The sequence below is a fragment of the Salinadaptatus halalkaliphilus genome (assembly GCF_006543045.1).
GTDB classification, from domain to species: Archaea; Halobacteriota; Halobacteria; order Halobacteriales; family Natrialbaceae; genus Salinadaptatus; species Salinadaptatus halalkaliphilus.
Genome location: NZ_RBZW01000021.1, coordinates 45,151 through 71,819 on the forward strand (window position 1 = coordinate 45,151; position 26,669 = coordinate 71,819).

The 26,669-nt window shown below is 64.9% G+C and carries 30 protein-coding genes; 16 read left to right on the plus strand and 14 right to left on the minus strand.

The annotated features are described in order from the left end of the window. Window positions 1-4 precede the first annotated feature (4 nt). Complete coding sequence (gene ubaA, locus D8Y22_RS07535; RefSeq protein WP_141464101.1) at window positions 5-841, minus strand: SAMP-activating enzyme E1; 837 nt, start codon at window positions 839-841, stop codon at window positions 5-7. Window positions 842-1,059: 218 nt separating this feature from the next. Here ubaA and D8Y22_RS07540 point away from each other — a divergent pair, with 218 nt between their 5' ends. The 4 genes from D8Y22_RS07540 (at window position 1,060) to D8Y22_RS07550 (ending at window position 4,690) form a co-directional block, all read left to right on the plus strand. After that, on the plus strand, window positions 1,060-1,245 hold the full coding sequence (locus D8Y22_RS07540; RefSeq protein WP_141464102.1) for an HVO_0416 family zinc finger protein: 186 nt from the start codon (window positions 1,060-1,062) through the stop codon (window positions 1,243-1,245). A 147-nt stretch (window positions 1,246-1,392) separates the two neighbouring features. Then, window positions 1,393-1,551, plus strand: a complete 159-nt coding sequence (locus D8Y22_RS23490; protein ID WP_449421050.1) for a DUF7563 family protein — start codon at window positions 1,393-1,395, stop codon at window positions 1,549-1,551. A 145-nt stretch (window positions 1,552-1,696) separates the two neighbouring features. Further along, window positions 1,697-3,577, plus strand: coding sequence for a UvrD-helicase domain-containing protein (locus tag D8Y22_RS07545; RefSeq protein ID WP_141464103.1), 1,881 nt, complete (start codon window positions 1,697-1,699; stop codon window positions 3,575-3,577). Between the two features lie 3 nt (window positions 3,578-3,580). Beyond that, window positions 3,581-4,690 carry a M24 family metallopeptidase gene (locus tag D8Y22_RS07550; RefSeq protein ID WP_141464104.1) on the plus strand — a complete coding sequence of 370 codons (1,110 nt, stop codon included), beginning with the start codon at window positions 3,581-3,583 and terminating at the stop codon, window positions 4,688-4,690. 3 nt (window positions 4,691-4,693) lie between these two features. Here the strand turns inward: D8Y22_RS07550 and D8Y22_RS07555 are convergent, their stop codons facing one another. Beyond that, window positions 4,694-4,939 (minus strand): DUF7533 family protein, encoded by a 246-nt coding sequence (locus tag D8Y22_RS07555; RefSeq protein WP_141464105.1) that lies wholly within the window; start codon window positions 4,937-4,939, stop codon window positions 4,694-4,696. Window positions 4,940-5,058: 119 nt separating this feature from the next. Here D8Y22_RS07555 and D8Y22_RS07560 point away from each other — a divergent pair, with 119 nt between their 5' ends. Beyond that, window positions 5,059-5,718, plus strand: coding sequence for a riboflavin synthase (locus D8Y22_RS07560; protein ID WP_141464106.1), 660 nt, complete (start codon window positions 5,059-5,061; stop codon window positions 5,716-5,718). A gap of 15 nt (window positions 5,719-5,733) precedes the next feature. On the opposite strand, the gene D8Y22_RS07565 is transcribed toward D8Y22_RS07560, so the two are convergent. From D8Y22_RS07565 to D8Y22_RS07575, 3 genes are all read right to left on the minus strand, one after another. Continuing rightward, on the minus strand, window positions 5,734-6,084 hold the full coding sequence (locus tag D8Y22_RS07565; RefSeq protein WP_141464107.1) for a hypothetical protein: 351 nt from the start codon (window positions 6,082-6,084) through the stop codon (window positions 5,734-5,736). 139 nt (window positions 6,085-6,223) lie between these two features. Beyond that, window positions 6,224-6,787, minus strand: a complete 564-nt coding sequence (locus D8Y22_RS07570; RefSeq protein ID WP_141464108.1) for a hypothetical protein — start codon at window positions 6,785-6,787, stop codon at window positions 6,224-6,226. A gap of 100 nt (window positions 6,788-6,887) precedes the next feature. Continuing rightward, window positions 6,888-7,898, minus strand: coding sequence for a PrsW family intramembrane metalloprotease (locus tag D8Y22_RS07575; RefSeq protein ID WP_141464109.1), 1,011 nt, complete (start codon window positions 7,896-7,898; stop codon window positions 6,888-6,890). A gap of 106 nt (window positions 7,899-8,004) precedes the next feature. On the opposite strand from D8Y22_RS07575, the gene D8Y22_RS07580 reads away from it, so the two are divergent. Both D8Y22_RS07580 and D8Y22_RS07585 read left to right on the plus strand, forming a co-directional pair. Next, window positions 8,005-8,406 carry a DUF7532 family protein gene (locus tag D8Y22_RS07580; RefSeq protein ID WP_141464110.1) on the plus strand — a complete coding sequence of 134 codons (402 nt, stop codon included), beginning with the start codon at window positions 8,005-8,007 and terminating at the stop codon, window positions 8,404-8,406. Next, window positions 8,403-9,848, plus strand: coding sequence for a DUF402 domain-containing protein (locus D8Y22_RS07585; protein WP_141464111.1), 1,446 nt, complete (start codon window positions 8,403-8,405; stop codon window positions 9,846-9,848). Before D8Y22_RS07580 ends, D8Y22_RS07585 begins: the two co-directional genes overlap by 4 nt. 36 nt (window positions 9,849-9,884) lie before the next feature. Here D8Y22_RS07585 and D8Y22_RS07590 read toward each other — a convergent pair whose 3' ends face one another. After that, window positions 9,885-10,346, minus strand: a complete 462-nt coding sequence (locus tag D8Y22_RS07590; protein ID WP_141464112.1) for an NUDIX hydrolase — start codon at window positions 10,344-10,346, stop codon at window positions 9,885-9,887. A 139-nt stretch (window positions 10,347-10,485) separates the two neighbouring features. Then, window positions 10,486-11,472, minus strand: coding sequence for a bile acid:sodium symporter family protein (locus D8Y22_RS07595; protein WP_141464113.1), 987 nt, complete (start codon window positions 11,470-11,472; stop codon window positions 10,486-10,488). A gap of 107 nt (window positions 11,473-11,579) precedes the next feature. On the opposite strand from D8Y22_RS07595, the gene D8Y22_RS07600 reads away from it, so the two are divergent. The 8 genes from D8Y22_RS07600 (at window position 11,580) to D8Y22_RS07635 (ending at window position 16,636) form a co-directional block, all read left to right on the plus strand. After that, the gene (locus D8Y22_RS07600) at window positions 11,580-11,795 is read left to right on the plus strand and encodes a hypothetical protein (RefSeq protein ID WP_141464114.1); all 216 of its coding nucleotides are present in this window, start codon (window positions 11,580-11,582) and stop codon (window positions 11,793-11,795) included. 80 nt (window positions 11,796-11,875) lie between these two features. Then, a complete protein-coding gene (locus tag D8Y22_RS07605; protein WP_141464115.1) occupies window positions 11,876-12,775 on the plus strand; it encodes an acyltransferase in 900 nt (299 codons plus the stop codon). Between the two features lie 73 nt (window positions 12,776-12,848). Further along, the gene (locus tag D8Y22_RS07610; protein WP_141464116.1) at window positions 12,849-13,172 is read left to right on the plus strand and encodes a DUF7577 domain-containing protein; all 324 of its coding nucleotides are present in this window, start codon (window positions 12,849-12,851) and stop codon (window positions 13,170-13,172) included. 83 nt (window positions 13,173-13,255) lie between these two features. Beyond that, on the plus strand, window positions 13,256-13,873 hold the full coding sequence (gene pdxT / locus D8Y22_RS07615; RefSeq protein ID WP_141464117.1) for a pyridoxal 5'-phosphate synthase glutaminase subunit PdxT: 618 nt from the start codon (window positions 13,256-13,258) through the stop codon (window positions 13,871-13,873). Window positions 13,874-14,349: 476 nt separating this feature from the next. After that, window positions 14,350-14,817, plus strand: a complete 468-nt coding sequence (locus D8Y22_RS07620; protein ID WP_141464118.1) for a bifunctional nuclease family protein — start codon at window positions 14,350-14,352, stop codon at window positions 14,815-14,817. Next, a complete protein-coding gene (gene hisE / locus D8Y22_RS07625; RefSeq protein WP_141464119.1) occupies window positions 14,818-15,102 on the plus strand; it encodes a phosphoribosyl-ATP diphosphatase in 285 nt (94 codons plus the stop codon). Window positions 15,103-15,205: 103 nt separating this feature from the next. Next, window positions 15,206-15,907, plus strand: coding sequence for a phosphoglycerol geranylgeranyltransferase (locus D8Y22_RS07630; protein WP_141464120.1), 702 nt, complete (start codon window positions 15,206-15,208; stop codon window positions 15,905-15,907). Window positions 15,908-15,988: 81 nt separating this feature from the next. Beyond that, window positions 15,989-16,636, plus strand: coding sequence for a helix-turn-helix domain-containing protein (locus D8Y22_RS07635; protein ID WP_141464121.1), 648 nt, complete (start codon window positions 15,989-15,991; stop codon window positions 16,634-16,636). A 21-nt stretch (window positions 16,637-16,657) separates the two neighbouring features. Here D8Y22_RS07635 and D8Y22_RS07640 read toward each other — a convergent pair whose 3' ends face one another. From D8Y22_RS07640 to D8Y22_RS07670, 7 genes are all read right to left on the minus strand, one after another. Next, the gene (locus D8Y22_RS07640) at window positions 16,658-17,410 is read right to left on the minus strand and encodes a TrmB family transcriptional regulator (RefSeq protein ID WP_141464122.1); all 753 of its coding nucleotides are present in this window, start codon (window positions 17,408-17,410) and stop codon (window positions 16,658-16,660) included. Beyond that, the gene (locus tag D8Y22_RS07645) at window positions 17,407-20,913 is read right to left on the minus strand and encodes an MMPL family transporter (protein ID WP_141464123.1); all 3,507 of its coding nucleotides are present in this window, start codon (window positions 20,911-20,913) and stop codon (window positions 17,407-17,409) included. The genes D8Y22_RS07640 and D8Y22_RS07645 overlap by 4 nt, the downstream gene beginning before the upstream one ends. Before the next feature lie 215 nt (window positions 20,914-21,128). Beyond that, window positions 21,129-21,653, minus strand: a complete 525-nt coding sequence (locus D8Y22_RS07650) for an NUDIX domain-containing protein (RefSeq protein ID WP_141464124.1) — start codon at window positions 21,651-21,653, stop codon at window positions 21,129-21,131. A 61-nt stretch (window positions 21,654-21,714) separates the two neighbouring features. After that, window positions 21,715-22,899: a pyridoxal-phosphate dependent enzyme gene (locus D8Y22_RS07655; protein ID WP_141464125.1), complete on the minus strand. Its 1,185-nt coding sequence runs from the start codon at window positions 22,897-22,899 to the stop codon at window positions 21,715-21,717. Next, window positions 22,899-23,858 (minus strand): succinylglutamate desuccinylase/aspartoacylase family protein, encoded by a 960-nt coding sequence (locus tag D8Y22_RS07660; RefSeq protein ID WP_141464126.1) that lies wholly within the window; start codon window positions 23,856-23,858, stop codon window positions 22,899-22,901. The genes D8Y22_RS07655 and D8Y22_RS07660 overlap by 1 nt, the downstream gene beginning before the upstream one ends. 86 nt (window positions 23,859-23,944) lie before the next feature. Further along, window positions 23,945-25,066, minus strand: a complete 1,122-nt coding sequence (gene ygfZ, locus D8Y22_RS07665) for a CAF17-like 4Fe-4S cluster assembly/insertion protein YgfZ (protein ID WP_141464127.1) — start codon at window positions 25,064-25,066, stop codon at window positions 23,945-23,947. Window positions 25,067-25,114: 48 nt separating this feature from the next. Next, window positions 25,115-25,417, minus strand: coding sequence for a DUF6432 family protein (locus D8Y22_RS07670; protein ID WP_141464128.1), 303 nt, complete (start codon window positions 25,415-25,417; stop codon window positions 25,115-25,117). Between the two features lie 118 nt (window positions 25,418-25,535). Here D8Y22_RS07670 and D8Y22_RS07675 point away from each other — a divergent pair, with 118 nt between their 5' ends. Beyond that, the gene (locus tag D8Y22_RS07675; protein ID WP_141464129.1) at window positions 25,536-26,495 is read left to right on the plus strand and encodes a DUF7093 family protein; all 960 of its coding nucleotides are present in this window, start codon (window positions 25,536-25,538) and stop codon (window positions 26,493-26,495) included. Window positions 26,496-26,669 lie beyond the last annotated feature (174 nt).

Genomic DNA, 26,669 nt, shown 5'->3' on the forward strand with positions numbered 1-26,669 from the left:
GAAATCAGTCGGCGGAGATCTGACAGGTGCCCTCGTAGGCGACGTCGTCGACGGACTCGATCGCGGGCTCCTCGCCACAGATCGGACAGGCCGGGTTCGCCAGCACGTCGACCGTCTCGAAGCTCATATCCATCGCGTCGTACAACAGGAGTCGCCCCTCGAGAAGCTCTCCCTTCCCCAGCAGGTACTTGACGACCTCGGTGGCCTGGATGCAGCCGACGGTGCCGGGGAGCACGCCGAGGACGCCGGTCGTCGCACAATCGGGGACGGTACCGGGTTCGGGAGCCTCCGGGAAGACACAGCGGTAGCACGGTGGCGATCTCTCTCCCGACCGATCGTTCGTAAACGTCGTCACCTGGCCCTCGAACCGGTAGATCGCCCCGTGAGAGAGCGGCGTCCCCGAGAGCACACAGTAGTCGTTGAGTAGGTATCGCGTGGCGAAGTTGTCGCTGGCGTCGAGGACGATGTCGTACTCGTCGACGAGACCGGCGACGTTGTCGGCCGTCAGTCGCGTCTCGTGGGTCTCGACCGTGATATCGGGGTTGAGCGCGTCGACGTAGTCGGCCGCGCTTTCGACTTTCGACCGGCCGACGTCGGCGTCGCCGTGGACGATCTGGCGCTGCAAGTTCGAGCGCTCGACGACGTCGTCGTCGACGATCCCCAGCCGGCCGACCCCCGCGGCCGCGAGGTACTGGATCGCCGGCGATCCGAGTCCGCCCGCGCCGAGGACCAGGACGCTGGCCTCGAGCAGCCGCTGTTGGCCCTCGGGACCGATTTCGTCCATAATGACGTGTCTCGAGTAGCGATCGAGTTGCGTCGCATCGAGGCGCAGGTCACTCATACCCTCGCGTTGGGGCGAGAACGAGAAAAACCCGCGGGTTGGGTCCACGCGAGTGGGCGCCACATCCGTGCTGTCCCGGCGGTCGCTCGAGCAGGTGCGGCGATCACCGGAAAAACGCGACCTCAACCCGTATTAATGTGAGACATTAACACCCAAGAACGGGGCAGCACTTTCACCCACCCCAACCGTTTAGTAGTGTGGTGTCCATTCACATGGATATGGGAACCTCACCCAACGATGCCGGTGACGACGTCATCGATCAATTTCTCTCGACTCGCGGTCACACGGTAGAACAAGTGGGGTGGGAACGAGACTATAACAAAAAGCAGTGTCCCGACTGTGGCGGCCTCCACGACCAGTCGGCCAGATCCTGCACCGTCTGTGGGTGGCAGCCGACGCCGTAGGTTCGCCCAAGCCACTACAGAGAACTGATGCTGTCGGTAACTGCCCTCGCTTCGTGACGAGTCGGTCGTCGCGAGCGACTATTTTCCGTGCTCGTTATGCGATACAATTATAACGTTTTACTCGAGACACATTCACTGGGAGTCACAATGCCGGAATGCCAGAACTGCGGTGCATTCGTAACGGAAGCGTACGCGCGTGTCTTTACACCTCGTGAAATCGACGATCCACGCGTCTGTCCGGACTGTGAGGACAAGATCCGCGACGGTGCCGACGTTCGGTCAGCCCGATCACCGCGAAATCCTTGATTCGTACTCGTTTTGGACCCGCCTCATCGTCGCTATCGATGTGTTTCACCGATCCTTGATGCGCGGATCTGCGCGTTCTGGTATTGCCCGGTTCCGGCACCGAAACCCACGTCACTTATGGGTATTGCGCTCTTGAACAGGTACAATGACTACCACGGAGACGAAGGTGACCCGGCTGTTCGGTGGCCCGGGAAGCGGGAAGACGACCGCGCTTCTCGACCACGTCGAAGAAATCTTAGAACAGGACGGCGTCACGTTTCGGGATATTCTCGTCGTTTCGTACACGCGTGCAGCCGCCCAAGAGGTTCGCGAGCGCCTCGCAGAACGTCTCGACGAAAGTCCGCGTGCACTGCAGGGCAACGTCTGTACGATGCACGCCAAAGCCTACGATCTACTCGATCTCTCTCGGAGCGACGTCATCGGCGAATCCGAAAAGGAAGAGTTTTGCGAGGAGTTCGGCCTCGAGTTCGAAGACGAGTATTCGGGTGCCGGCCGACGAACCGCCCGTTCGACGACGATCGGTAACAAGGTAATCGCGACGAGCCAGTGGCTCCAGCGAACCAGCCGGGATGTCGCCGACTGGTACGACGTTCCCTTCCAATGGGACGAAGAGGAGGTCCGTCTGCCACCGGAGATTGACCCCAACGCCCAGGAGGGCAACAAGTACACCCCGACCTGGCCCAGCGACGACGACCGGATCGACGTCCCCGAAGCGATTCGGGGCTGGCGCTCTTACAAGGGTGAGCAGGGCATGATCGGCTTCGCCGATATGCTCGAGCGGGTCAAACAGCGCTCGCTGCTGCCGAGCGTCGATTACCTGGTGATCGACGAGTTTCAGGACATTACGACGCTGCAGTACGATGTCTACGAGGAGTGGAAACCACACATGGACCAGGTGCTGATCGCCGGCGACGACGACCAGGTCGTCTACTCCTGGCAAGGTGCCGATCCCGCACTCCTGCTCGAGGAGGCGGTCGACGACGACGTTATTCTACCCAACTCCTATCGGCTCCCCTCGAACGTTTTGAACGCGGTCAACAAGGAGATACGCCACATCGAGCACCGACAGGACAAGGACCTCAACCCGCGCAAGGAAGGCGGCGCGGTCGAAGCCCGGCGCAACGCCTCGATGCTCGATGTCGTCCGACTGGTGCGACGGACCTTGGTTGAGGGTGAGGGAACGATCATGATCCTCTTTCGGGCGCGCTACCAGATGTTCCAGTTCATCGACGAGTTCATCACCGAAGGGGTCCCCTTCACCTCGCTGACCGACCAGCGGATGTGGACCGATCGGCTCACCCAGTACGTCCGCGCCGTCGAGGCGATCCACGCGGGCGAAGACGTTACCGGCCTACAGGCCAGGCGCCTCGCAGACATGCTCCAGGAGTCGGCCTTCGGTACCGAAGAACGCGACGACCTCTTCGACACCATCGACGAGCGCCAGGAAGAAGCCGGTATCGACGACTTAGAGCGGCTCATGATCCCCGCATCGGTCGTCGAGGATCACGTCCCGTTCATGCCGACTCCCGACTCGGCCTCCGACATGCTCCGGAAGGTGACCAACTTCCAGAAAAAGAGCGTCAAATCCTACTTCTCGATCGGCGAGTACAAAGGTATGGAGACCGACCGCGTCCGCGTCGGTACCATCCACTCCGCGAAGGGCCGCGAGGCCGACCACGTCGTCGTCGGTACCGATCTCACCGAGAAGGTCGTCGAGCAGATGGTCGCGACCGTCGACGATCCGACGGATGTCCCCGGTGTCGAGGAGTTCCTCAAGACGACCTCGCCCGTGCCCGTGCTGACGGATAACGAACGCCGCGTCTTCTACGTCGGTATGTCTCGCGCCCGGGAACGACTCGTCCTGCTGGAGAACTTGGTCGATGGCGCGCCGACGCTCCCGATCGACGTCCTGCTCAACAACGAGCCGACCGACGCGACCTTAGAGGAGCTGATCGAAACCGCCCAGGAGCCACTCGAGGACGGGGGCGACGCCGGCGCCGAAGAGATCGAAGCCGAAGCGCCCTAAGCCGTGACCATCCCTTCGTTCGACGACGCTCGAGCGCACGTCGAGGGCCGTCTCGAGGCCGAAATCGAGGCTCGCGACGCGGCTGCAGTCGCCCACGTCGGCACCGGTCGCGAGCCGACGGTCCGGTACCTGCTGTCCGTCGCCGATGTGCCAATCGAGGACGACGGTCCGAGCCGCTACGCCGTCGCCTACGACGCCGCGGCGTGGACCGTCCGCTCGTCGCCACAGTCGGGATCACATCCGGCGATCACCCTCGCCGAGAGCCTCCCGCATCGCGAGTCGGCGACGATTCTGACGCCGGCCGACATTCCGCACGACGCTGCGCTCCACCTCGAGAGCGCCGGCTTCGACCTCGCCTCGACGGCCGTCCTCGAACGCGCTCGAACGACGAAGACGACCGCCGAGCGAGATCGGATCGAGCGCGCGCAGGCGGCCGCGAGCGCCGGAATTCGCCGGGCCGCGTCGGTGCTCGCGTCGGCGACGGGTTCGGACGGGACACTCGTTACTGGCGGCGACAACGCCGACGAACGAACCGAGCGGTTGACCACCACACGGCTTCGGCGCGCAATCGACGAGGCGATTGTCGCCGCCGGCGGGTTTCCCGACGCCAACACGCGAATCGAGTTCGGAACCGACGACGAGGCGTGTCGACCCGGTGAGCCGATCGTCGTCAGCGTCGCACCTCACGACCCTGAGGGATACTACGGCGGACTGGCGCGGACCTTCGTCGTCGAGGGCGAGGGCGGCCGCGACCGACGCGCCCACGTCGGCGTCACCCACGCCTTCCGCTCGAGTCGGGCGATGTTGACCGCCGACAGCGAGTCCGTCACGGCCGTCGAAGCCGACCTCGAGGCCGAGGTCAGAGCCTTCGGCTTCGGCGAGGCCGACGACGTCGCCACCGACGTCTCGGGACTCGGCCTCGAGCCCCGCGAACCGCCGCTCGCGGGCGGTGACGTGGTCGGCCCCGAAAACATCGTTCGGCTCGAGGCGGCCGCTCGTCTCGAGGGCGAGCGGTGGGTTCGTGTAGCCGATGTCCTCGCGATCGACGAAGGCGGCCCCGAGTGGCTCGAGGCTCCCTCGCGGGCGCTCGAGCCCGCGGCGCTGCTCGAGTAGCCGCTACTGCTCGTCGTCGTCGGTCGGCTCCGCCGATACCGCACCGGTAAGTCGATCGACGACGAACCCTTTCGCACTCGTCGATGGCGAGAGGCGTCGCTGGGCGATGACGAGCACGCCGGCCAGCACGAGCAGCGTCGCGCCGACGAGTCGCTCGCCGCCGACGAAGAGATTGAACCCGGCGAAGGCCGCGGGCAGCGCCAGCACGAGGATGCTCGCGAGTTTGATCGTATCGATGATGCCGGCCATTGCCACTCCGTAGCGCGGCGAGTGTCAAAAGCCCGGCGGCTCTCTGCGGATCGCCGCCCTAAACCACGCCCGCGAGCGGACCCGGAACGGCTTTCTGCCCGCATCGACCATCCCCGAGTATGTTCACCGGCATCGTCGAGGAGACCGGCGAGATCGTCGCCCGCGAGCGGACCGACGACGGCCTTCGGCTGCGGATCGGCGCCGAGGACGTCGCGACGGGACTCGAGCACGGCCAGAGTATCAGCGTCAGCGGCGCCTGTCTCACGGTCGAGCGCTACGACGAGGGCGAGTGGTTCGAGGTCTTTCTCGCCAGCGAGACCGTCGACCGGACGTACCTGGGCGCCCTCGAGGACGGCGCGGCGGTCAACCTCGAGCGAGCGATGCCCGCCGACGGGCGCTTCGACGGCCACGTCGTCCAAGGCCACGTCGACGCAGTCGCGACAGTCACGGGTGTCGAGTCAGCTGGCGAGAGCGAGGCGCTACGGGCCTCGGATGAACCGACCGGTGACGAACCGGGAGGTGACTGGTTCTTCGAGTTCGAGCTGCCCGCAGGGTACGACCGCTACGTCGTCGAAAAAGGGTCGATCACGCTCGACGGTATCAGTCTGACCGTCGCCGACCTCGCGGAAGCTGCTGGCACCGTCACCGTCGCCATCATCCCGACGACCTACGAACTGACGACGCTTTCGGGCAAGGAGCCCGGCGATCCGGTCCACCTCGAGATCGACGTGCTCGCGAAGTACGTGGAACGGTTGCTGGAGGCCCGCTTCGACGAATAGCGACAATCGAGCGCGTTAGACGCCCGGAATCCCGAACGCGCCGACGCCCAGTCCCAGCAGCGACTCGAGGACGAACAGGACGACGAGCGCGACGAGCCAGGCGACGACGCCGATCGCGGCGGCGGTCGTCCAGCCGCCGGGATACCGCCAGTTGATCACCCAGACCCACGCGACGAGCGCCAGCAGCGGGCCGGCGAGCGGAATCCAGGCGGTCAGCGCCCACGCGATCGCACCGAAAATCGCGGTGAACACGGCGTGGGAGTAGTCGTCGACGTCGGCGACGACGGTCGCACTGACGTAGATCGCCAGTCCGCCGACGAGCAGTGCCACGACGAACGCGACGAGCGAGCCGACGATCGGAATCATACGATCGGCTACCGGTCACGAACCCATACGTTTTGTGCTCCGATCACGAATCGGGTCGCTCGAGCGCGCCACGAGGTGTCTCGCTTCGATCCGGCGGTCTCTCGCACCGGTTTGGCGGTCTCACCACGATCCGGCGGTCTTACTCCGACCCGGCTTCGAGCTGTTGCTGACACCGCTCGAGGAGGTCCGCTTGGCGCTCGAGCACGGCGACGTGCCGGTCGGCGTGGTCGTCGACCCGGTCGCCGGACCGATTCGCCGGGTCGTCGATCGACGCCCGGAGTTCCCGGACGTGTTCGCGGTGGTCCGCGAGCGCCTCAAAGAGTTCCTCGTCACCCGGTTCGGTACTCGCCGTCGATCGCCGTCGATCCTGCGGACTCGTCATCGCTGTGACGGCGTTCAGATAGCTCGTCGCCGTCGATGCCATCGCGTCGAGCGCGCGCTGGTGAGCCATCATCGGCCCCTCGAGTGCCCCGCCCTCGAGACGGACGGTATCGGTGGTGATCTCGTCGATGTCGTCGTCGTGGATCGAAATCGTGTCGCTACTCGATGTCCAGCCCAGCGTCGCCTTGATCGAATCGATCATCCCCGGTTGGGGTTCGAGCTGGGCTGTCTCGTCGTCGACGGCGGTGATCGTGCCGATTTCGTCGCCAGTCGCACTCTCGACGCGCTTCTCGAGGTCGTCGTCGGTAAAGGTTCCACACATGATCCGGACTGGGCGGCTTGGACCCAAGCCGGTAGTGCCTGCACCAGCGTGCGCCCCGCAAACGGTCGCGTCTCGGACGCTCGAGGCCGATCTCGCTCCGTTACCGTTTCGGCGGATCGAACTCGGTCAGTTCGGGTGGCGACGGCTCGTCGATATCGTCCCTGACCGCGAGATAGGTTCGGCGGTAGCGGGCGATCTTCCGGTAGAGGTAGTAACCGATCGCGAGGTTGAAGGCGATCACGTAGCCGACGAACGCGATTTCGAAGGTCAACGCCGGGTACAGCATCGCGAGTAAATCCGGGACGATACCGACCGTGGTGTTGTAGGTGGCGTGGACGAACGCGGCGACCAGCAGCCCTTTGACGACGAGTGGCCCCGCGTCGTTGGGGTTGAACTTCGCGAGCCCGAGGTAGTAGCCCGCGATCGCCGAGTAGATGACGTGGCCCGGACCGACGAGCGCCCGAACCGTCGCAATGCCGGTGGCCGCGGTGAACAGCCCAGTTTCGGCCTCAAGCAGCGTACTGCTGATGTAGATCGCGTTCTCGATCGCCGCGAATCCCAGGCCGGCGATGGCGCCGTAGACCGCCCCGTCGATCACCGCGTCGAACGTGTCACTGCGGTAGGCGAAGACCCGAACCGCGAGCAGTTTGACGATCTCCTCGACGGGACCGACGATCAGATAAAAAAAGAGCGCCCAGCCGACGATCGGAATCGCTTGGAAGAACGGCTGTGTCACGCTGTTGACGACGGCCGCGAACGTCGCAAAGAGCACGGCCAGCACGAATGTCCCCACCAGCAACCCAAGCGGTTCGTTCGTCGTCACGTCGGTGTACCAGATAAAGGCCGCCAGCGCGCCGGCGGGGACGACCGACAACGCGAAGAAAATCCCGATCCAGGGCTGCTCGAGGACGAGAATCCCCGGCTGGAGCAGTAGTGCCAACGTGATCGCGAGTGCGACCAGCAAGACGATGCCGTGAAGTCCGTACGTGATCGCCATGTAGATCGCGTACGCGAGGCGATCGAGCGCCGATCGGGGCTCCCACGTCGCAACGTCGTACAGGTCCCGCGACTCCTCGTCCGCGCGTTCGACCGGGTCACGCCTGCGCTGCATACGGATTCGTACGGCTGCTCACCCGGTAAGCGTTGGGACGCCCAGGATAGGTCTCGCCTGGTACGGACTCGGAATTGACATAGGGATCCCGGCCCAACCGACGGCCATGCACTTCGACCAGCGAACTCAGCGGGCGCTTCGCGAGGTCGGCCTCGAGACCGACGACCTCCGGGCGGCTTCGCAAGCGGTCGTCGATGCCGTCGAGACCGACGCGGCGGCGCTCGAGGACTTCTTCGCGGCACACGACACCGTCTACTCGGATATGGAACTGGCCCACTCAACGGCCGACTACCCCGAACACGCCATCGAGTGGCTCGATCTGACGACTCACGCCGACGAAATGCGCGGCTGGCTGCGCTTCGACTCGTGGGGCGTTTACGTCGAGGACGGTCGCATTCTCGACGGTGGCGACGATCTCGAGGCCGCAAACGCACACATCGAACTGACCCTGGGGCCGACGATCCACGACCGCGTTCGGTTCGCCCCCGCACGCGAGACACTACAATGACTGAGCATCCAGCAACCGTCCGCATCCGTGGCATATACACGACGGCGCTCACGCAACTGCTGATCGACGACGGCTTCGAGGTCGTCCAGGCCTCCGACCCCATCTGCGAGCGCTTCGAGGAATCGTTCGAAGCCGCCCCGGCGGATGTCACCATCTGGACGACCCGCGACAGACAGGGCCTCGAGGTTTCGGGCGACCCCGACGCCGTCGAGACGATCGTCTCGCTGCTCGAGGCGGTTGCAATCGATACCTTCCACTGGAGCGATGCCGTCCCGCGGGGATCGGTCTTCGACGCCGAAGTGCTCGATGCCGACGGCGGCAGCGGCGCGGTCGTCGATCTCGGCGACGGTCGACGCGGCTATTTGCAATACGACGCCGTCGACGGCTACGTCGACGCCGGCAACCGCTATCGGGTACAGGTCGACGAACCGATCCCGCCCTGGGACGACGACCGGCCGCTCGTCCGCCCGACGCTCGCGGTCGGGGGCGGCCTCTGTCGACTCTCGCGGGATCGAACCGGCGTTTCGGCTGCGCTGTCGGGCGAGCGAGCCGAGGAACTCGTCGGGATGACCGACTTGCTCTCGGTCGACCGCCCGGACGGCTGGGGCCTTCGGTGGCAGCGCCCGGCCGCCGACGCCGACCTCGAGGCGATGACGACCGCACTCGAAGACGCCGCCGAACGAGCCGAGGGGCTCGAGGAGGCGCTCGCAGACGCCCCGGGAGGGATCGACGAGCCAGCCGATCCTGGCGAGCGAGCTACACCGAAGCGGACGGCGTGGCTCTGGTTCGGCCGCGAGTCGCGGTTCGAACTGGACGCCCTGCGTCGCGATGTCGAGGCGACGATGGCCGGCCACCATCGGACGAAAGCCGCCGATCGGGCGGCGAGTGCGGCCGTCGACTTCGCCGAAGCCGTCGCCGAGTCGCCGGGTGGGGAAAGCGACGACTTTCCCTTCGAGACCGTCGCCAGACAGTTCGGGCCGACCGACGGCGACCGCCTCGAGATCGATCACGGCAAACCCGACGGCACGCTCATCTCGCTCGGCTACGGCGACGTCACCGAGTTCGATTCGGATGGATCGCTCACCCTCGAGCGGTCGATGGGCGGCGGCGGAACCTACGACGCGCTCGGGACGCCCAAGGAGTCGGGCGACGTCGCCGTCACGAAGTTCCGCGAGGGCCGATGGTGGTATCCGACGACGTACAAGGGTTCGGACGGCGGGTCCAAGGGCACCTACGTCAACGTCTGTACCCCGGTCGAACTCTTTCCCGACACCGTGCGCTACGTCGATCTGTACATTGACGTGATTCGGACGCCCGACGGCACGGTCGAGACCGTCGACGCGGACGAACTCGAGGCTGCCGTCGCCGACGGTCACGTCTCGGCCGAGTTAGCCGACAAGGCACGAAGCGTCGCCGACGCTGTCGAGCGCGCACTCTCCTAGTCGGTTCGCCGGCGTCGTCACTCGTCGCGGTCGATTTCAGTCAGAGGCCGCAGGGATCCCATCGGTCGCGGACTCGCTCGAGGGCAACAACGGCACGTAATCGTCCAGATCGAGCGCGAACTCCCGTGCGGTTTCCGGCGAGACCCAGTACAGGTCGAACGCCGCGCCGTGTTCCTCGCCGCCGTCGGTGACGGTGTGGGTCCACGCCTCGCGAGGTTCGTGAACCGTCGCGTGGAAGAAGTGACGAACGTAGCGCTTTGGCGGCGAGCGCCGTCGCGTCCAGACATCGGTCGTCAGATGCTGGGCCGCGTTCAGCGTCCCGAGACCGGTCTCCTCGAGAACTTCGCGAAAGAGCGCTTCCCGCGGGGTTTCCCCGGGCTCGAGGGTCCCTTTCGGAATCTGGAGGCCGTCGTGACCGGGGCCCTCGAAGACGAGGAGTTCGCCCGAGGCTCGCGTGATGTAGGCACACGCCTTCTCGACGTAAGTGACGCCATTCATGATAGCGTATAGCACAGTGACCGGACGTAAAAGGTTGTCCCCATAACGGATTAAAAGAAACTAAGGAGTGCGGTAGAACCGTTCCATCTTCCAAAACGTTTCGGACGGTTCGAAACGACGACGGGCGGGTCCGGAGTCGTTAGTCCGAGGCGATACCGGCGTCGTAGTCGGAGACGGACTCGCCGTCGATCCGGGTGAAGACGGTCGCGAGCGCCGGCCCGGAGACGTTGTGCCAGACGCTAAACAGCGCTGGGATGAGGGCGGCGACGGGATCGAAAAAGGCCACCGCGAGCGCGACCGCGAGGCCGCTGTTCTGTAGCCCGACCTCGAACGCGCAGGCCCGCGCTCGGTCTTCGGTCATCCCGGTCAGGTAGCCAACGCCGTAGCCGGCGCCGAGGCCGAGGCCGTTGTGGAGGACAACGGCGAGGAAGACGACCGCACTCGCGGTGAGGATCTCCTCGACATTGAGCCCCACGACGGCCGCGACGATGGCGACGATGGCGACGACGCTGATCGCCGGGAAGATAGAGAGGCCGGCTTTCGCCGCCGTCGGCGCGTATTTATCGAGTGCCAGACGCAGGAGAAGGCCGGCCACGACCGGAATCAGGACGATCAACACGATCGATTCGGCCATCTCGGCGAACGTGACGGAGATCTGCTCGCCGGCCAGCAGGACGACCCACGCGGGCATCACCAGCGGTGCGGCGATCGTCGTCAGCGACGTGATCGTCACCGACAGCGCCACGTCCCCGCGGCCGAGGTAGGTCATCACGTTCGAGGCCGTCCCGCCCGGCGCGGCACCGACGAGGATCAGACCGACGCCGATCTCCCAGGGCAGTCCGAGGCCGACGACGAGGACGTACGCGATCACCGGCATCGCGATCCACTGGGCCAACGCGCCGATCAGCACGTCTCGAGGGCGCTCGAGAATCCGTCGGAAGTCCGCGGGCGTCAGCGTCAGGCCCATCCCGAGCATGATAATGCCAAGCAGTATCGAGATGTAGTCGCCGATCGGGACGAACGTCTCGGGCGCATACAACGCGACCGCGGCGGCGATCAGCACCCAGACGACGAAGTACTTGCTCGTGACCTGTCCGACCCGTTCCAGTAGTTGAAGATTGCTCACGTGAAATCACGTCGCTTTCGGTGATGGTCGTTGTTCACGGACAGTTCGCGATAAGTCACACGGATCGACGGCGAACCGCTTTTGGGTCAGTCTCGAGTAGGCCTCGTATGGCTCGAGTCGGCTGGTCGGTCTCGGAACGCATCCTTCTGGGCGCCGTGCTGGCTGCTATCGTCGCCGTTGCGGTCGCCGTGACTCAGTTAGCCGTCGGTCCACGAACGCTCGCCGGCGGCACCGTCGTCGTGGGCACGGCGTTGCTCGTGGTGTCGATCGCGCTCCCCGCGTTCTTGCTCTCGCGGTGGCAGCGAGCCCAGGCGCGCCGGTGACACCCGTGTCACCGCTCGAGAGCCGGCGAAGCGGACGCACAACCGAACTCCTATGAACGCGGCGGGCAAAGCCTCGAGGTATGACAAAGCGGTACGTCTCGCTACCCGACGAGGCGGAGACGGGCATGCGCGAGTTCATCGACGAGGTCGATCGACGGCTGGCCGGCGAGGAGGATACCTGTTCGGTCGTCGAGGACGTCCTGATCGATCTTTCGGGCGATCGGGAGGCCTACGACCGCTGGCAGAACGGCGAGTCGATGTCGGCCGCCGAACGCGTCCGCCTACAGAGTTACGATCCCTGTAACACCACCCTCGAGAGCGAGTACTACGCCGAGAAAGACGAGGAGAAATTTCGCCGCTCCAAGCACCTCCAGTGGCTCTGGCGGCAGTTCGACAGCCTACCGATCGCCGACAATGTCGAGTTCGCGCTTCGCTTCCGGCGGATGCTCGCGGACCACCTTTTTGCCGAGTGCGGGGACAACTGCCGATTCTTCAAGGGTATCTCGTTTACCTACGGCCACAACATCACGATCGGCGACAACGTGGTCGTCCACGACGACGTCCACCTGGACGACCGCGGGACGCTCACGATCGGTGACCGGGTCTCGATCTCCGACGGCGCCCACATTTACAGCCACGATCACGATGTCGTCGACCAGACCGCGGTTCGGAACTACCACACGATCGTCGAAGACGACGTGCGACTCACCTACGATTCGATGGTTCGGGCCGGCTGCAAGATCGGCGAAAACGCCATCGTCGGTGCACGCGGCATCGTCCAACACGACGTTCCAGCACACCACATCGCTATCGGTGCACCCGCCAAGAGCGTCAAGATCAAACCCGGCTGGGAAGACGTCGCCACGCCGCTGGAAGACGCCGGCGTCAACCGTCAGGAACAGCGCCGGATCGAGTACGATTTGCCGGACGACCTCGAGGTCTTCGACGAGTTCGGTCGTGACCACTCGCCACCCCAGTAGTATCTCCGGCCCGAACTGTCACGATCGCTGAACCGGGGAATATCCAAGTGTACTGAGAACGTATACCACGCCGATGGAGCTCTGGGGCTGGCTCATCGGTTACGTGGTGCTGTTTGCCCTCCTCCATCTGGTACTATACTACGTCTACGTTCGAGGAGAAGAAAGCGATAGTGCAGGGACGCCGTCGTTTGCCGATCCGAATCGCGCGCAGTCACACTCCTCACCGGAACCCGATCGATATCCGCGGACCGGCGACGAGGTCGGCGATCGAGGGCCGACCGACGACGACCGGGAGTTCGACGGGGAGACGATTCGGTGTCCCCACTGTGGGGCCCGAAACGCCGCGGATCAGACCTACACCTACTGCTGGCACTGTATCTCGACGCTCCGTCGGTAGCGCCCTCGAGAGCGGACGGCCAGCGTTACCGGATCGCCACCCCGTGGCGCGTCCTTTTTGAGCCGTCCATCCCTACCGCTGGTATGACACTGACTGCGGGCGTCGTCGCCGTCCAGGGCGATGTCGAAGAGCACGCAGCCGCCATCGATCGAGCCGCGCGCGAGCGCGGATACGAAGTCACCGTCCACGAGATCCGCGAGTCGGGAATCGTTCCGGACTGTGACCTGCTCGCGATGCCCGGCGGCGAGTCGACGACCATCTCGAGGCTGCTCCACAGCGAGGGTATCGCGCCCGAAATTCGGGCCCACGTCGACACCGGGAAACCCCTGCTCGCGACCTGTGCCGGCCTGATCGTCGCCTCGAGCGACGCCAACGACGACCGCGTCGAGGAACTCGAACTCGTCGACGTGACCGTCCAGCGCAACGCCTTCGGTCGCCAGAAAGATAGCTTCGAGGCCCCGCTCGCGATCGACGGGCTCGCAGCGCCCTATCCTGCGGTGTTCATCCGCGCGCCCGTTATCGACGACGTCGGCGACGCCGAGGTGCTAGCAGCGTGGGACGATCGTCCGGTCGCCGTCCGCGACGGTCCAGTCGTCGCCACCTCGTTCCACCCCGAGTTGACGCCGGATAGCCGCGTCCACGGCCTGGCCTTCTTCGAAAACGACGCTGCAGTGGTTCCGGAACTCGAGGATCACCAGTAGACGCCGTGTTGGAACCATCCAGTATCGGTCGATCCTGACGGTTTTTCGGGCCGATAGCGGGACACGTCTGTACACGGTATCGACGGTGTCGGTCGGACGGCGTCTCAGGTTGACGGTCGTGACGAAAAACGGATAGCGAACGGCAACGTGTGCTGGCGGTGTCAGTCACCGGTGCACGAGGGTATGCCACAGGGCCACAATGAGTATCGTGTTGGTGTTGGGTCGTCGATTGGTATTTGTTCTCACCACCTCGTTTGTTGTATTGGTGTGTCCAACTATAAAGGTTATTGTCGAGGTGATACCTGACTTCACGCATCACATATTGGACGAACGGCCACTCTATTCCGTCTTAATACATATTTCTCCATTATTTCGAGAGTGGGGGGCAGTCGTGTGAGCAACGTCATTTCGCACGACTACCGTGCATGCATACGCGACCGTCCATGTTTTTCTTGTTCGCCCCCATCTATGAGGGTATGCACGCGTCTATCGACGCCGTTCGCGTCGCGGGAACGCCCCAGGGGCCAGTTCCCGTTGTCGTCCTGGCCGTCGACGGCGAGGACGACATCGTCCCCATCTTCATCGGCTTCAACGAGGCGACCAGCATCGCCCGCGGCCTCGAGGCCGAAGATATCGGCCGACCGCTGACCCACGATCTCCTGTTAGACGTCATGGAGGAACTGGGCAGTCGAATCGATCGGATCGTGGTCAACGAGATCGAACAGCGGGTCGGAGGGCAAGGCGGCACCTACATCGCCGACCTGTACGTCGAGACGCCCCGTGGCGAGACCGTCATCGACGCCCGCCCGAGCGACTCGCTGGCGCTTGCAGCCCGAACGAACGCCCCCATCGAGGTGACCGAAGACGTCTTCGCGGACGGTCGAGACGACAGCGAGAAGTTCGACGAGTTAGAAGACATCCGCAACGTCTCCGGTGACCTCTAGATGGATGACACACTCGAAGCGTTGTTCGACGTGATCGAAGACCGCAAGGAAACGCTCCCCGAGGACTCCTATACCGCCTCACTGTTTACCCACGAGAAGGGGGAAAACGCCGTCCTCGAGAAACTCGGCGAGGAGTCGACCGAACTCGTCCTCGCCGCTAAAGACGACGATCGCGAGGAGATCGCCGCCGAAGCCGCCGACATCGTCTATCACCTGCTCGTGCTCCTCTCGATGAAAGACATGGACCTCGAGGAGTTAGAGTCCGAACTCGAGGCGCGTCGGTAGGGCGACTCCCATCGGCACCTGTCGATTGCTGCCGTCACATCTCGCCGAACTGCGGGTCGACCGTTTCGTAGCGTTTTTGCTGGTAGTCGGGAAACGACGCGGTATGACTGCCCCCTGGGAGGAGTGGGATCACATTCTCAAGATCGATCCCGACAAGGAGTTACCCGACGGCGTGACCTACGGCGATCTCTGTGCGACCGGCACCGACGCGATCGAGGTCGGCGGCACGATGGGGATCACCGAGGCAAACATGGAAGCTGTCGTCGATGCCTGTTCCGAACACGACGTGGCGCTCTATCAGGAGCCTTCGAGTCCGGATGTCGTCATCGACAACGAAGCGCTCGAGGGATATCTCATCCCGACGGTGTTCAACGCTGGCTCGCCGTTCTGGATCACCGGCGCCCACAAGGAGTGGGTCCGCATCGACGACGGATTAGACTGGGACCGAACGACGACCGAGGCCTACATCGTGATGAACCCCGACGCCGACGTCGCGACCTACACGGAAGCCGACTGCGACCTCGAGGCCGACGACGTCGCCGCCTACGCCGAGGTCGCCGAACGGCTGTTCGGGCAGGAGATCGTCTATCTCGAGTACTCGGGAATGCTGGGCGACCCGGCGATCGTCGAGGCCGCGAGTGAGGCGACCGACGAGGCGACGCTGTTCTACGGCGGCGGCATCCACGACTACGACTCGGCCCACGCGATGGCCCAGTACGCCGACGTCGTCGTCGTCGGTGATCTGGCTCACGAGGGGGGCGTCGAGGCGGTTCGGGAGACGGTCGAGGCCGCTTCCGACGCCTGAGGATTGGTATTATCGCCGAGCAAGCCTGAAAAAGACAGATTGGCCTAAACGGTTTTGCGTCTCCACTCTCGAGCACTGTGCATGAGTCTCCTCGCGGAGTTCGAGGCGGCATCACCGAACCTCGTTCTCGGGCCGACACTCGAGGCGATGCCGGCGGTTACTATCGACCTCGAGCGCCAGTATGCGGTCGATCCCGAGCAGCCGGTCGCGTTCTGCTGGGTCCGGTGTGCAGAGCCACCACATTTCGAAGCCACCCTCACGACCGACGACACCGTCGATAGCTTCGATCGCGTCGGGACGACCGACGAGTGGGCACTGTATCGGATTCACCGCAGCGACTCCGATGTCGTCGGCGCCTATCGACAGTGGGTCTCCGTCGGTGGCGAGTTACTCGAATGTCGCGCGACCGACGGCCGCTGGGCGGTCGAGATGCGGTTTCCCGACCGCGATGCGTTCACAGCGTATCACGCGTTTCTCGAGGACGAAGACGTGGAGTTCGAACTACATCGACTGGCGGACGGCGATCAGGCCCGTCGCGTCCGAAACCGGGAGTTTCTGACCGAGTCACAGCGGGAAGCGCTCGTCCTCGCCCACGAGCACGGCTTTTTCGACGTGCCTCGCAACACGACGCTCGCGACGATCGCCGACTCGCTCGATATCTCGAATCAGGCGGTCAGCGAACGCCTTCGACGCGGTCAGGGGCGGCTCATCGACGAGTATCTGCTGTAGTGGCCACGCCTGCATTGGGTACTAGGATCGAACCTCGTCGCTGGCTTCGACGAGTTGGATGAGGACGCTGGCAAACAGCGAGTTCGCGCTCCAAATGGCGGTTTCGCTACCATCATCGTCGACAACGCTCAGCAAGATACTGTCGTCGTCGACGAGGACGATCCGTCCCGAGCGCTGATCGTCTACGCGGTGGCCCGGCGGCGACTCGACGGTCACGCCCTCGAGCGCCCCCAGCCGATCTCGAACGTCGTCGGTACGACTGACGACGACGACAGTGCGTCCGGCCGTCACCTGCTGTTCGAGCGTCGTCTTGATCGAATCGGTCACGAGTTCCGGGAGGCGAGTGCCGAAGACGATCCGCTCGTCGGCACCCCGACAGAGATCGACGACCCGATCGGCCACCCGATCGCGCCCGCGGATCGTCCAGATATCCTCGCGGGCCTCCTGGCCCGTCGAGGCCGATTTGACCGCATCGACGTAGTCGAAGGCGCGTTCGCGCTCGCGCTCGAAGCGGGCCTCGAGCGTCGCTCGTGCCTCCTCTAAACTGACCGGGCGATAGCGGATCGGGCTCGATTGCTGGACCTCGAGGAGGCCCCGGTCGGCCAGGCTCTCGGCGACGCTGTAGACCTGCGACCGCGGCACGTCCGCGATGCGGGCGACGTCCCTGGCGGTGCCCGACCCGAGGCGATGGAGCGCGATGAACACCTTGGCCTCGTAGCTGGTCAGGCCGAGCCGTTCGAAGGCGTCGATCGCCTTGTTCTCGTCGGTGGTCACGACTCGTCACCTCCAGGACCGGTGCCGTCGGCGGGGCCCGATCCCGTCTCGGCGCTCCCGTCGGCGTCGGGGACATCGGCTTTCTCCGCCGACGCGTCTCCGGGATCCGCCTCGGGTCTGCCGCCGTCGCTCGCGGTCGCAGCCGGCCGTTTGGCCTGGGTCGAGTCGAACGAGACGTCCGGGCCGAAATAGCGCGTCCAGAGCACGAGCAGGGTCGGCAGGACGACGACGCTCGCGAGGAACGCGTAGGTAATCGTCAACCCGGTGATAATCCCGAACTGTCGGAGCGCGGGGAAGATCGCGAGCGCGAGCGTCCCGAAGCCGCCGACGGTGGTCGCGGCGCTGCCAAGCAGCGCGCCGCCGGTGCCGGTAACCGTCGTCTGCATCGCGTCCCAGACGTTGCCCTGCCGATCGAGCTCGAGGGTGTAGCGGGCGCTGACGTGGATGCTGTAGGCGACACCGAGCCCGATGGTGAGGCTGGTGATCATCCCCGTCAGAACGTTGAACGGGATGCCCGCGAGGTACATCGTCCCGAGGATCCAGCTGACGGCGAAGGCAACCGGCAGCAGGGTCACCGCTCCTAACGTCGCGCTATTGCCGGTCAGCCAGTACGCCGCCGTCAGGAAGACAAAGACCGCCACGAGCGTCACCAGCAGACTCTGGATGACGGTGTCGAAGAGATCCTGTTCGACGATGTGGTTGACGATGGGGTCGCCGGTCGCGATGGCGGTGAGGCCGTCGGTCTGGCCGGCGACCGCGGCGGCGTCCTCGTCGTCGACCTCGCCGTCGTCGGGACGGGTATCGTCCACGTCGTCCACGTCGGCCGGGAGCCGCTCGTCGCCGGCGCCCTCGTCGTCGAGCGTGTTCGCGATGGCTCGCATCTCCGCCGTCGTCTCGTCGACCGGCGCGTCGCCCTCGATCGAGACGACGAGTCGAACACCGTCGTACTCGCCGTCGGACCGGTCGATGACCTGGCTTGCACCGTCTTCGTTGACCGCGAAGAGCTCGTCGTATAGCTCGGTGACGTTCTCGTCGGGAACGTCGTCGCCCGTCGTATCGGCCGCGGTGAACGACTCGTTGAACGACTCGTTTTGGGCGGCGGTCTCTTCCATCACCGATAGCGGCCCCTCGACGTCGGCCTCGCCGTCCGGGAGCGTATAGACGACGCTACTGTCAGCCGCCTCGGTCTGGGCGGTGTCGATCCGCTCTAAGACCCCATCGCCGGTTACGTTCCCCTCGATCAGGATCTGTGTCTGCAAGTCGTCGCGCTGGAAGTTCTCGTTGACGTACTCGAGGTCGTCGGCGGCCTGGTACTCGCCGGGTGCGAGCGGACCGAGGTTCTCGGTCCATGCCGGCGGACTCTCCGCGAGGAAGTCCTCCTCCTCGAAGCTGGTGTCGACCTGGCTCGCCCCGTAGACGCCGCCCGCGGTCAACAAGAGAACGGCCACCAGCAGGATCAGCGGTATCCGTCGCGCGGCGACCGACCCGATCGAGAGCACATCGCTGAATCGGCCCTCACCGGTCCCGAACGCGCGCTTGTGTCGGTCGAAACCGACGTGCTCGAGCAGCGAGTCGATCTCGACTTTCGCAGCGGGAACCAGCGCACCGAAGACGATCAGCGCCGAGAGGATCCCGACGGCGCTGACGACGGCGAACTCACGGATCGGCCCGATAGGGCTGACGAGGTTCGCCAGAAAGCCGATTGCGGTCGTCGCGGTCACCCAGACGAGCGCGACGCCAACGCCGGCCAGCGCGATCGACATCGATCCGCGAACGGTGTCGGTCTCCCCCGGACCGTCGTGTTCGCCCGGCGGGGATTCGGTCGTCCTGTCCGGATGTCTCAGCAACTCGCGTTGCTCGCGGTGGCGCATGAAGACGTGGATCGCGTAGTCGATCGAAAGTCCGATCAGGAGCACGGGCACGGCGACCATCATCTGGTTGAACGCGATTCCCGCCCAGCCCATGAAGCCGAACGTCCAGACAAGCACCGCGACGATCCCGACGACGCCGAGTGCGATATCGAGCGGATCGCGGTAGGCGATCGACAGCGCCGCGACGACAAACGCCAGCGCGAGCGGACCGACGATCGCTAAACTGTCCCCCATCGAGCGATCGATCTCGTCGGTGATGATCCCGATGCCGAAGACGACGTACTCGTGATCGTGGTCGGCCGCGAGTTCACGGATCTCGAGTTGCGTCTCGAGGACGTCGTCGTCGGCCCCGCCCATCTCGAGGTCGGCGTCGCCGACTTCCTGGGTGATGGCGGTCATCCGAGCGTCAGCGTCGGTCGAGCCCGGCTCGTAGTCCGTCGGCATAAAGGCCAGCCCGGGTGCATCGTCGCTCCCGTTAGCGTCGTCCGCCTCGTCCCCCCCGAGCGTGGCGTCGATCGCGTCCTCGAACGCCTCGTCGTCGATCGTCTCGAGCGTCTCGATCTGTTCCTCGAGCGACGGATCGTCGTCGTCTTCCTGCAGTGCTTCCTGGTCCGCCTCGAGAGCTTCTTGGTCCGCCTCGAGCGACTCCTGTTCGTCCTCGAACGCAGCCTGATCCGCCTCGAGCGCGTCCTGTTCGGCCTCGAACGCTTCGAAGTCGTCCTCGAGCTGTTCGTATTCGGCCTCGAGGACGCCCATCGTCGCGGCGGTGTAGATACCCTCGAGGTCCTCGTTCAGATCCTGGTACGCCGACACGGCGTCGGGATCGTCCGTGGTCTGCTCGATCTCGAACAGTCCCGACTCGATCCCGCGTGCTTGCTGGGCCAGCTCCTCGTACTCGGCGGCCTGTTCGTCGTCGAGGGCAGCCGCGTCGGCCGTCTCCTCGAGCATCGCCTCGAACTCGGCCTCGAGTTCGGCCGCGCCCTGCTGGTACTCGGGGTCGTCCTCGTCGGTCGTCGATGCGAGTTGCTCGTACTCGCGTTGAATCTCGCGAGCCTCGTCGATACCCGTCTCGAGGACCTCGCTGCTGGCTTCGAGTTCGGCCTCGCGTTCCCCCAGTTCCGCGCCGCGTTCCTCGAGGGCCTCGCCGCGGTTGGCCAGTTCCTCGCCCCGCGCTTCGAGGGCCTCGCCGCGGTCGGCCAGGTTCTCACCGCGTTCCTCGAGTTCGGCAGCGTCTTGCTGACTGATCGCGGTCATCGCGACGATGTTCTCGACGCCCGTGATTGGATCGTCGTCGGCCAGCGTCGCATTGATCGACGCGTTGTTCTGAATCGTCTGCTGGAACTCGAGAGCGTCGATCAAGACCTCGCGCTCGAGGACGTTCCGGTCCTCGGTATCACCCCGATGGATCAACTGGACGCTGGTCGTGTTTTCGGCGTCCTCGAGCGCGAACCGATCGTCGATGTCCTCGAGGGCCTGCGCCTCGGGCGAGTCGCTTTCGAACTGGTCGAGCGAGGAATCGTCCTCGACCAGCCCCATCCCCGCGCCGACGAGAGCGGTCGTCAGCAACAGGGCGACGAGCACGATACGAGCGTGTCTCGTGACGAATCCGGCGATACGATTCGGCAGACTCATCCGATCACCGACGGCGACCGTCGATCGAAGCGAGCAGGAACCATCTGTTGTTACGATCCTACAAAACGGTCGCTTATACTTGTTAGGATAGTTACCTTAACGTGACAGTCCGCGAGTCCAACAGCTCGCGACGTGGTGTCGATCAACAGCGATACCGGGAGAATTCCGAACGGGACGGGGAGGAATCGACTACTCGCCGATGGTGGCTCCGGCGTCTACGACTCGAGGGCGGCCCGAAATCGCTGTTCGTGAACCGGTCGAAACACCTCGTCGGTGGCCTCGAACGTCGAGGGATTCCAGAAGCGGGCCGCACTCGCGTCGCTGCCGGCAGTCGGTTCGCCCTCGGTCTCGGCCCGATCGACGACGTAGTGGATCGTCACGACGTGTTTGCCATTACGTGGGGCCAAAGTCGCGGCATCCAAAATCTCGAGGGCGGCGGGGTCGACCGCGACGCCCGTTTCTTCCTCGAGTTCGCGCGCGGCGGCGGCTTCGGGTGCTTCGCCGACTTCCATGTGGCCGCCGGGTAAGGTCCACTCGCCGACGCCCGGTGGGACGTCGCGTTCGACACAAAGAACGGCCGACGCCGCACGGTCGACGACGGCGACGGCAGCACACGGAACAGGCGTATGCCAGACAACTTCCTCGCAAGCTGGACAGTGGGTTCGGTCTCGGCCCTCGAGTGTGATCGTCTCGAGAGCGGATCCACAGCGAGGGCAGAACTCGGCTGGACGGCTGACCATTCGTCTCCATCTCCGGGTCCCGAGTATCAAAGGGTTTTGAGTCCGGATGCCCCGAACAGGTTCAAAGCGTTTTGAGGCCGCTGCCGGTCAAGGGAACGACGGCGTCGGCATCGGCATCCAGCGTCCCACGCTCACGATAGCGCTCGAGGGCGGCGGGAGCGACCGCACACGTCGGCTCGACGTAGAAGCCGCCGCGGTGGAGTCGATCGAGCGCGGCCTCGATCCGATCGCCGCCGACCGAGATCGCGTCACCGTCGGTGACCTCGATCGCCTCGAGGATCTCCTCGCGGCGTGCGGGAGCGTCGATGGCGATACCGTCGGCGATGTCGGTCGGCTGGCCCTCGGCGGCGTCACCATCGATCGCATCGACGATCGGCGTATGGCCGGCTGCCTGGGCGCCGAGCAGTCGGGGCATCTCGTCGACGAGACCGGCCTCGTTCAACAGCTGAAAGCCCCGATATGCGCCGAGAAAGAGCGTGCCGTGGCCGATCGGGAGGACGATCGCGTCGGGAACGGTCCACTCACGTTGAGCGGCGAGTTCGAACGCGAACGTCATCGTCCCGTCGTAAAACGCCGGGTTCCAGGCGTGGCTAGCGTACCAGCCGGGACCCGTCTGTCGGGGTGCACCACCGTCCTCGCCACCCGACTTCGCCGTCGTCCCGTGGGCCGATTCTGCCCCCATCTCGGCAGACGAGTCAGTTTCGACGGCCTCGAGACAGGCGTCGGTGACGTCCTGGCGCGTGCCATCGATCCGGACGGGCCGGGCACCTGCACGCTGTATCGCCATCAGTTTCGACTGTTTGACGTCGGCCGGAACGTAGATGTCGGCCTCGAGGCCGGCACGAGCAGCGTAGGTAGCGATCGCCGCGCCGGCGTTGCCCGAGGAGTCCTCGACGACTTTCTCGACGCCGAGTTCGACGGCTCGCGACAGCGTCGTCGTCGCGCCGCGATCCTTGAAGGAGCCAGTCGGAAAAACGTACTCGAGTTTGAACGTCGCGTCCCAGTCGGGAGCGTCGACGAGCGGTGTAAAACCCTCGTGAAAGGTGACGTGGGGCTCGATCGGCAGGAACTCGAAAAACGTCCAGAGACCGTCGCTGGTGTCGATACGCGACAGCGGCAGGGGATCGCCGTCGGGAAGCGGCCGCTTGGCGAACTCGAGGCCGCGACCACAGCCACACCGCCAGGGTTCGTCGGGCCCAGCGTCGTACGTTCGCTCGCAGGCCGGACAGACGAGATCAGCCGTCATCAGTACGAATCGACATCGGTACCGACCGAACAGACGTACTCGCCGGTCGCGACCTGTGGCAGTCGTCGGGTCCGCCAGAGAATGCCGTCGCTGTCGGCGGTGATCGTTGCCTTCGGCTCGCCAAAGGGTGTCGTGATCTCGAAGATCGTCTCCCCGCGGGTGACGCGGTCGCCGAGCTCTTTGTGGAGGTCGACGAGTCCGCCGGCGGGCGAGCCATACTGTTCGAAGCCGTTGGCACGAGTCTGTCGGTTCAGATCGACCGATCCCTCGAGGAAGTCGTAGTATCGAAGCACGTTGAAGACGCCTGCGACCCCCTTGCGGATACTCGCCTCGTCCCAGCCGATTGCGCCGCCGAGTTCGGGATCGACGGTCGGAATTCCCTCGTCGGGGCCGACGCGTGCGAGTTGGCCGTCCGGTCCTTTCTGATCGAGAACGTAGCCACAGCCGAAGGCCTTCGCGAGTTCGAGACACTCGTCGTAGAGGCGATGGCGCCGGCCACAGCGAACCCGAACCTCGTCGAGCATCCGACTGGTCGAGCCCTGGTGGAGATCGAGCACGAGATCCGCACGCGTTGCCGCGTCCATCGTCGCGGCGGCGATGCGCTCGCTCGAGGTCCCGGTCTCGTTGCCGGGATACGTCCGATTCATCTTCGTATCGTCGATCGGGTTCCGATGTTCGGCCACCTGAAACGCGTGGTAGTTGACGATCCCGGTAATCAGAATCGTGCCGGCGATGTCGGCGGGATCGAGCCGTGGAACGGCGTGCCTGACGACGCCGAGCCCGTTCAGTTCGTCGCCGTCGCTGGCTGCCTGCATGTACAGCGTCTTTCCCGGCCGATCCCCGTTTATCACGGCGACGGGGAGACCGAAGGGGCTCCCATCCCGGGTCTCGCCAACCTCGAGACGCCCCGTATCGATCTCGCCGGGTTCCGCGCTCGCCGTTCCGAGCGTCGTCGTCATGTCCGTCACGACGGACCGATCCACTATTATACTGTCCTTTGACGCCGGCCGGCACAACGGTTTTGGGCCAACAAGCAGGTGCGCGGTTACTGATACGTCGGCAATCGAGCCGAGCGCTCGGAGCCCTCGAGAAACGGCAGTTCGGTGACGGTCGCCGGAACGTCTTCGCCGTCGACACGCACCGTCAATTCGTCACTCTCGAGCCCGTAGCCGACGAGTGCGAGCGCGATCGTCTCCTCGAGTAGCGGACTCATATCGGCACGGGTCACCTCGCCGACGCTCGCGTCGCCATCGAAGACGGCTGCGCCCGACTCGGGGGTCGGTGGCTGTTCATCGTCTGCAGCTGCGTCAGCGCCGCCTTCGAGCGTCAGCCCGATCAGTCGCCGGCTCGGTTGCCCGCGATTTTCGACGCGGGAGACGACCTCCTGGCCGACGTAACAGCCTTTGTCGAAGTCGAGTGCGACGTGGAGCCCGAGCACGTTCGGGATCTGTCCCTCGAGTTCGGTCGCAAACAGCGGCGAGCCGGCCTCGAGACAGAGCCCCTCCCAGGTCCGGTAGCCGAAAGGGGCGGCGTTCAGTCCCTGGGTCAGGAGCGTATCGTAGACGGCTTCGGCCGCATCCGCGCTACAGATCACCTCGTAGCTCTCCTCGCCCGCGAGCCCGTCGGTGCGGATGGCGGTCACGCCCTCGTCGCCCATCGTCCCGCGGACGAACGAGAGCCGCTGGTCGGGCGAGGCCGCACCGTTGAGTACGCTCGCGATCTTCTCGGTCGCCTGCGGGCCGACGACCCGAAAGATCGCGTAGTCGTCGGTCGCGACGTCGATCTCGACATCCTGGATGAAGACCTTCTCGGCCCACTCCTCGGCCAGCGGCTCGGCTTTTTCCGGCGGGACGAACAACAAGAGTCGCTCGCCCGCGTTGTAGACGTAGAGTTCGACCTCGATGCCGCCCTGCGGGTCCAACACGAGGGCATAACAGCCCTGCCCGTCCTGGGACGGGACGCGATTCGAGACAACGTTGTCGACGTACTCGAGGCGATCCTCTCCCTCGACGACGACCACGCCGTAGGCGGCCTCGAGCAGCCCGACGCCGTTGCGGACCGCCCGCCGAGTCCGGTCGGGTCGGCCGTAGTGCTCGACGATCCGTCGGCCGCCCCGCTGGGCGAACGTGGCCCCGTGGTCGGCGTGTACCGACTCGATGACGCTCATGCATGGTCACTCGAGCCTGAGCGTATCAGGCGTTTCGATTCGGCCACATCAAAAGGGAAACCGGTCGCGAAGCCAGTCACCGATCGACTCGGATTCCTCGTCGTCAGGCGTCGGTGCCTCGGGGACGACGCGCTCGTCGGGTTTGATAACGGTCTCCTGGCCGCTGGGATCGACTTCGATCAGATCGTCGGATTTGAGCGTCGAGAGTGCGGTCTCGAGGTCGTCGATCCCCACTTCGACGGCCGCTCGCAGCTCGAAGACGGTCATCCCCTCTTCGGCCCGATCGACGAGGGCGTCGAGTACCGCCACCTCGGTCCCGTCCCGGTTTCGGTACTCCGGCTTTGCTTTCATCCACGACACACTTCGTCGAGGCAGGATTTGACGTTTGTCGTTCGACGACGCCCCCGGGAATCACCACGGTCGTCGGCAGCGGCACGTTTTTTATACCCTGACTCGGTACGGTGGGACAATGGTCCTGCGATGTTCGCTGCTCGGCTGCGACTACGGTGACGCCGAAGTCGACCGCGAGCGCGAAGAACGGGGCAGCGAGGTCGTCGTTACCGTCCAGGAGTACGAGGAGTGTACCCGCTGTGGCGACCGACACGTCATCAGCGAGAACACCGAAGTGACGAGTCTCACGACTGGAACGGCCGACGACACGCCCACACCCCCAGACGCCGAGCCCGATCCGGCGGTCGAACAGCCTGACGCAACCACCCCCACCGACGAGGACGTGATCAGCCACGCGGACGAGCAGTCACAGACCGACGCCGACGGGGCAGCGGCGACACCCGACGACGTCGAGGACGCCGAATTCATCGATGCCGACGAACCCAACGAGGGAGACGGCGTCGTCATCGCGGACGCCGAACCCGATGCCGGGGCGGCCCAGACCGATCGCGCCACTGACGCGGTCGCTCACACCGACGGCGAAGTCGATCACGGCGGCGACGAAACCGACCCCGCCACCGACGACGGCGAAATCCTCGAGGACGAGGAGACGGAGCCGCGCCAACGAAACCACGGCGAGTGGCCGGATTCCGAAGATGTCGGCCCGCCAGCCGACGCCGCCGGCGACACGGGTTGGCCCGAGGACGAGTCCCCGATCGAGGACGACCCCGCCACCGACGACGGCATCGTCCTCGAGCACACCGAACCCGACGACGATTCGACGACGGGGTCCACCGAAATCGTCGACCCGGACGCCGAGTCGACCGCCGAGACCACGGCGGATCCGGGATCGGGTATCGAACGTGACAAACCGGCACCGACGCCCGGAACGACCGACCCCACCGCCGACGACGGCCCGACTGAATTCTACTGTCCCCGCTGTGAGTTCGCCGAACCGAACGACCGCGGCTCGCTTCGCGCCGGCGACATCTGCCCCGACTGTCGCAAAGGGTATCTCGGCGAGCGGCCCGTTCGCTGATCGCCGTCGGTCGAAACCGCCCCGGTGAAAGAACATTCCCTCGAGTCGCCGTCGCACGGGGGGCACGCCCAAACTTATATGGGTGTTGACAATTCTGTTGGGTCGACGGAATCCATTGGCGGTCCCTCAAGAATCCATCGCTTGAGCAGCGTACGACGACGATGAAAAGAGGTA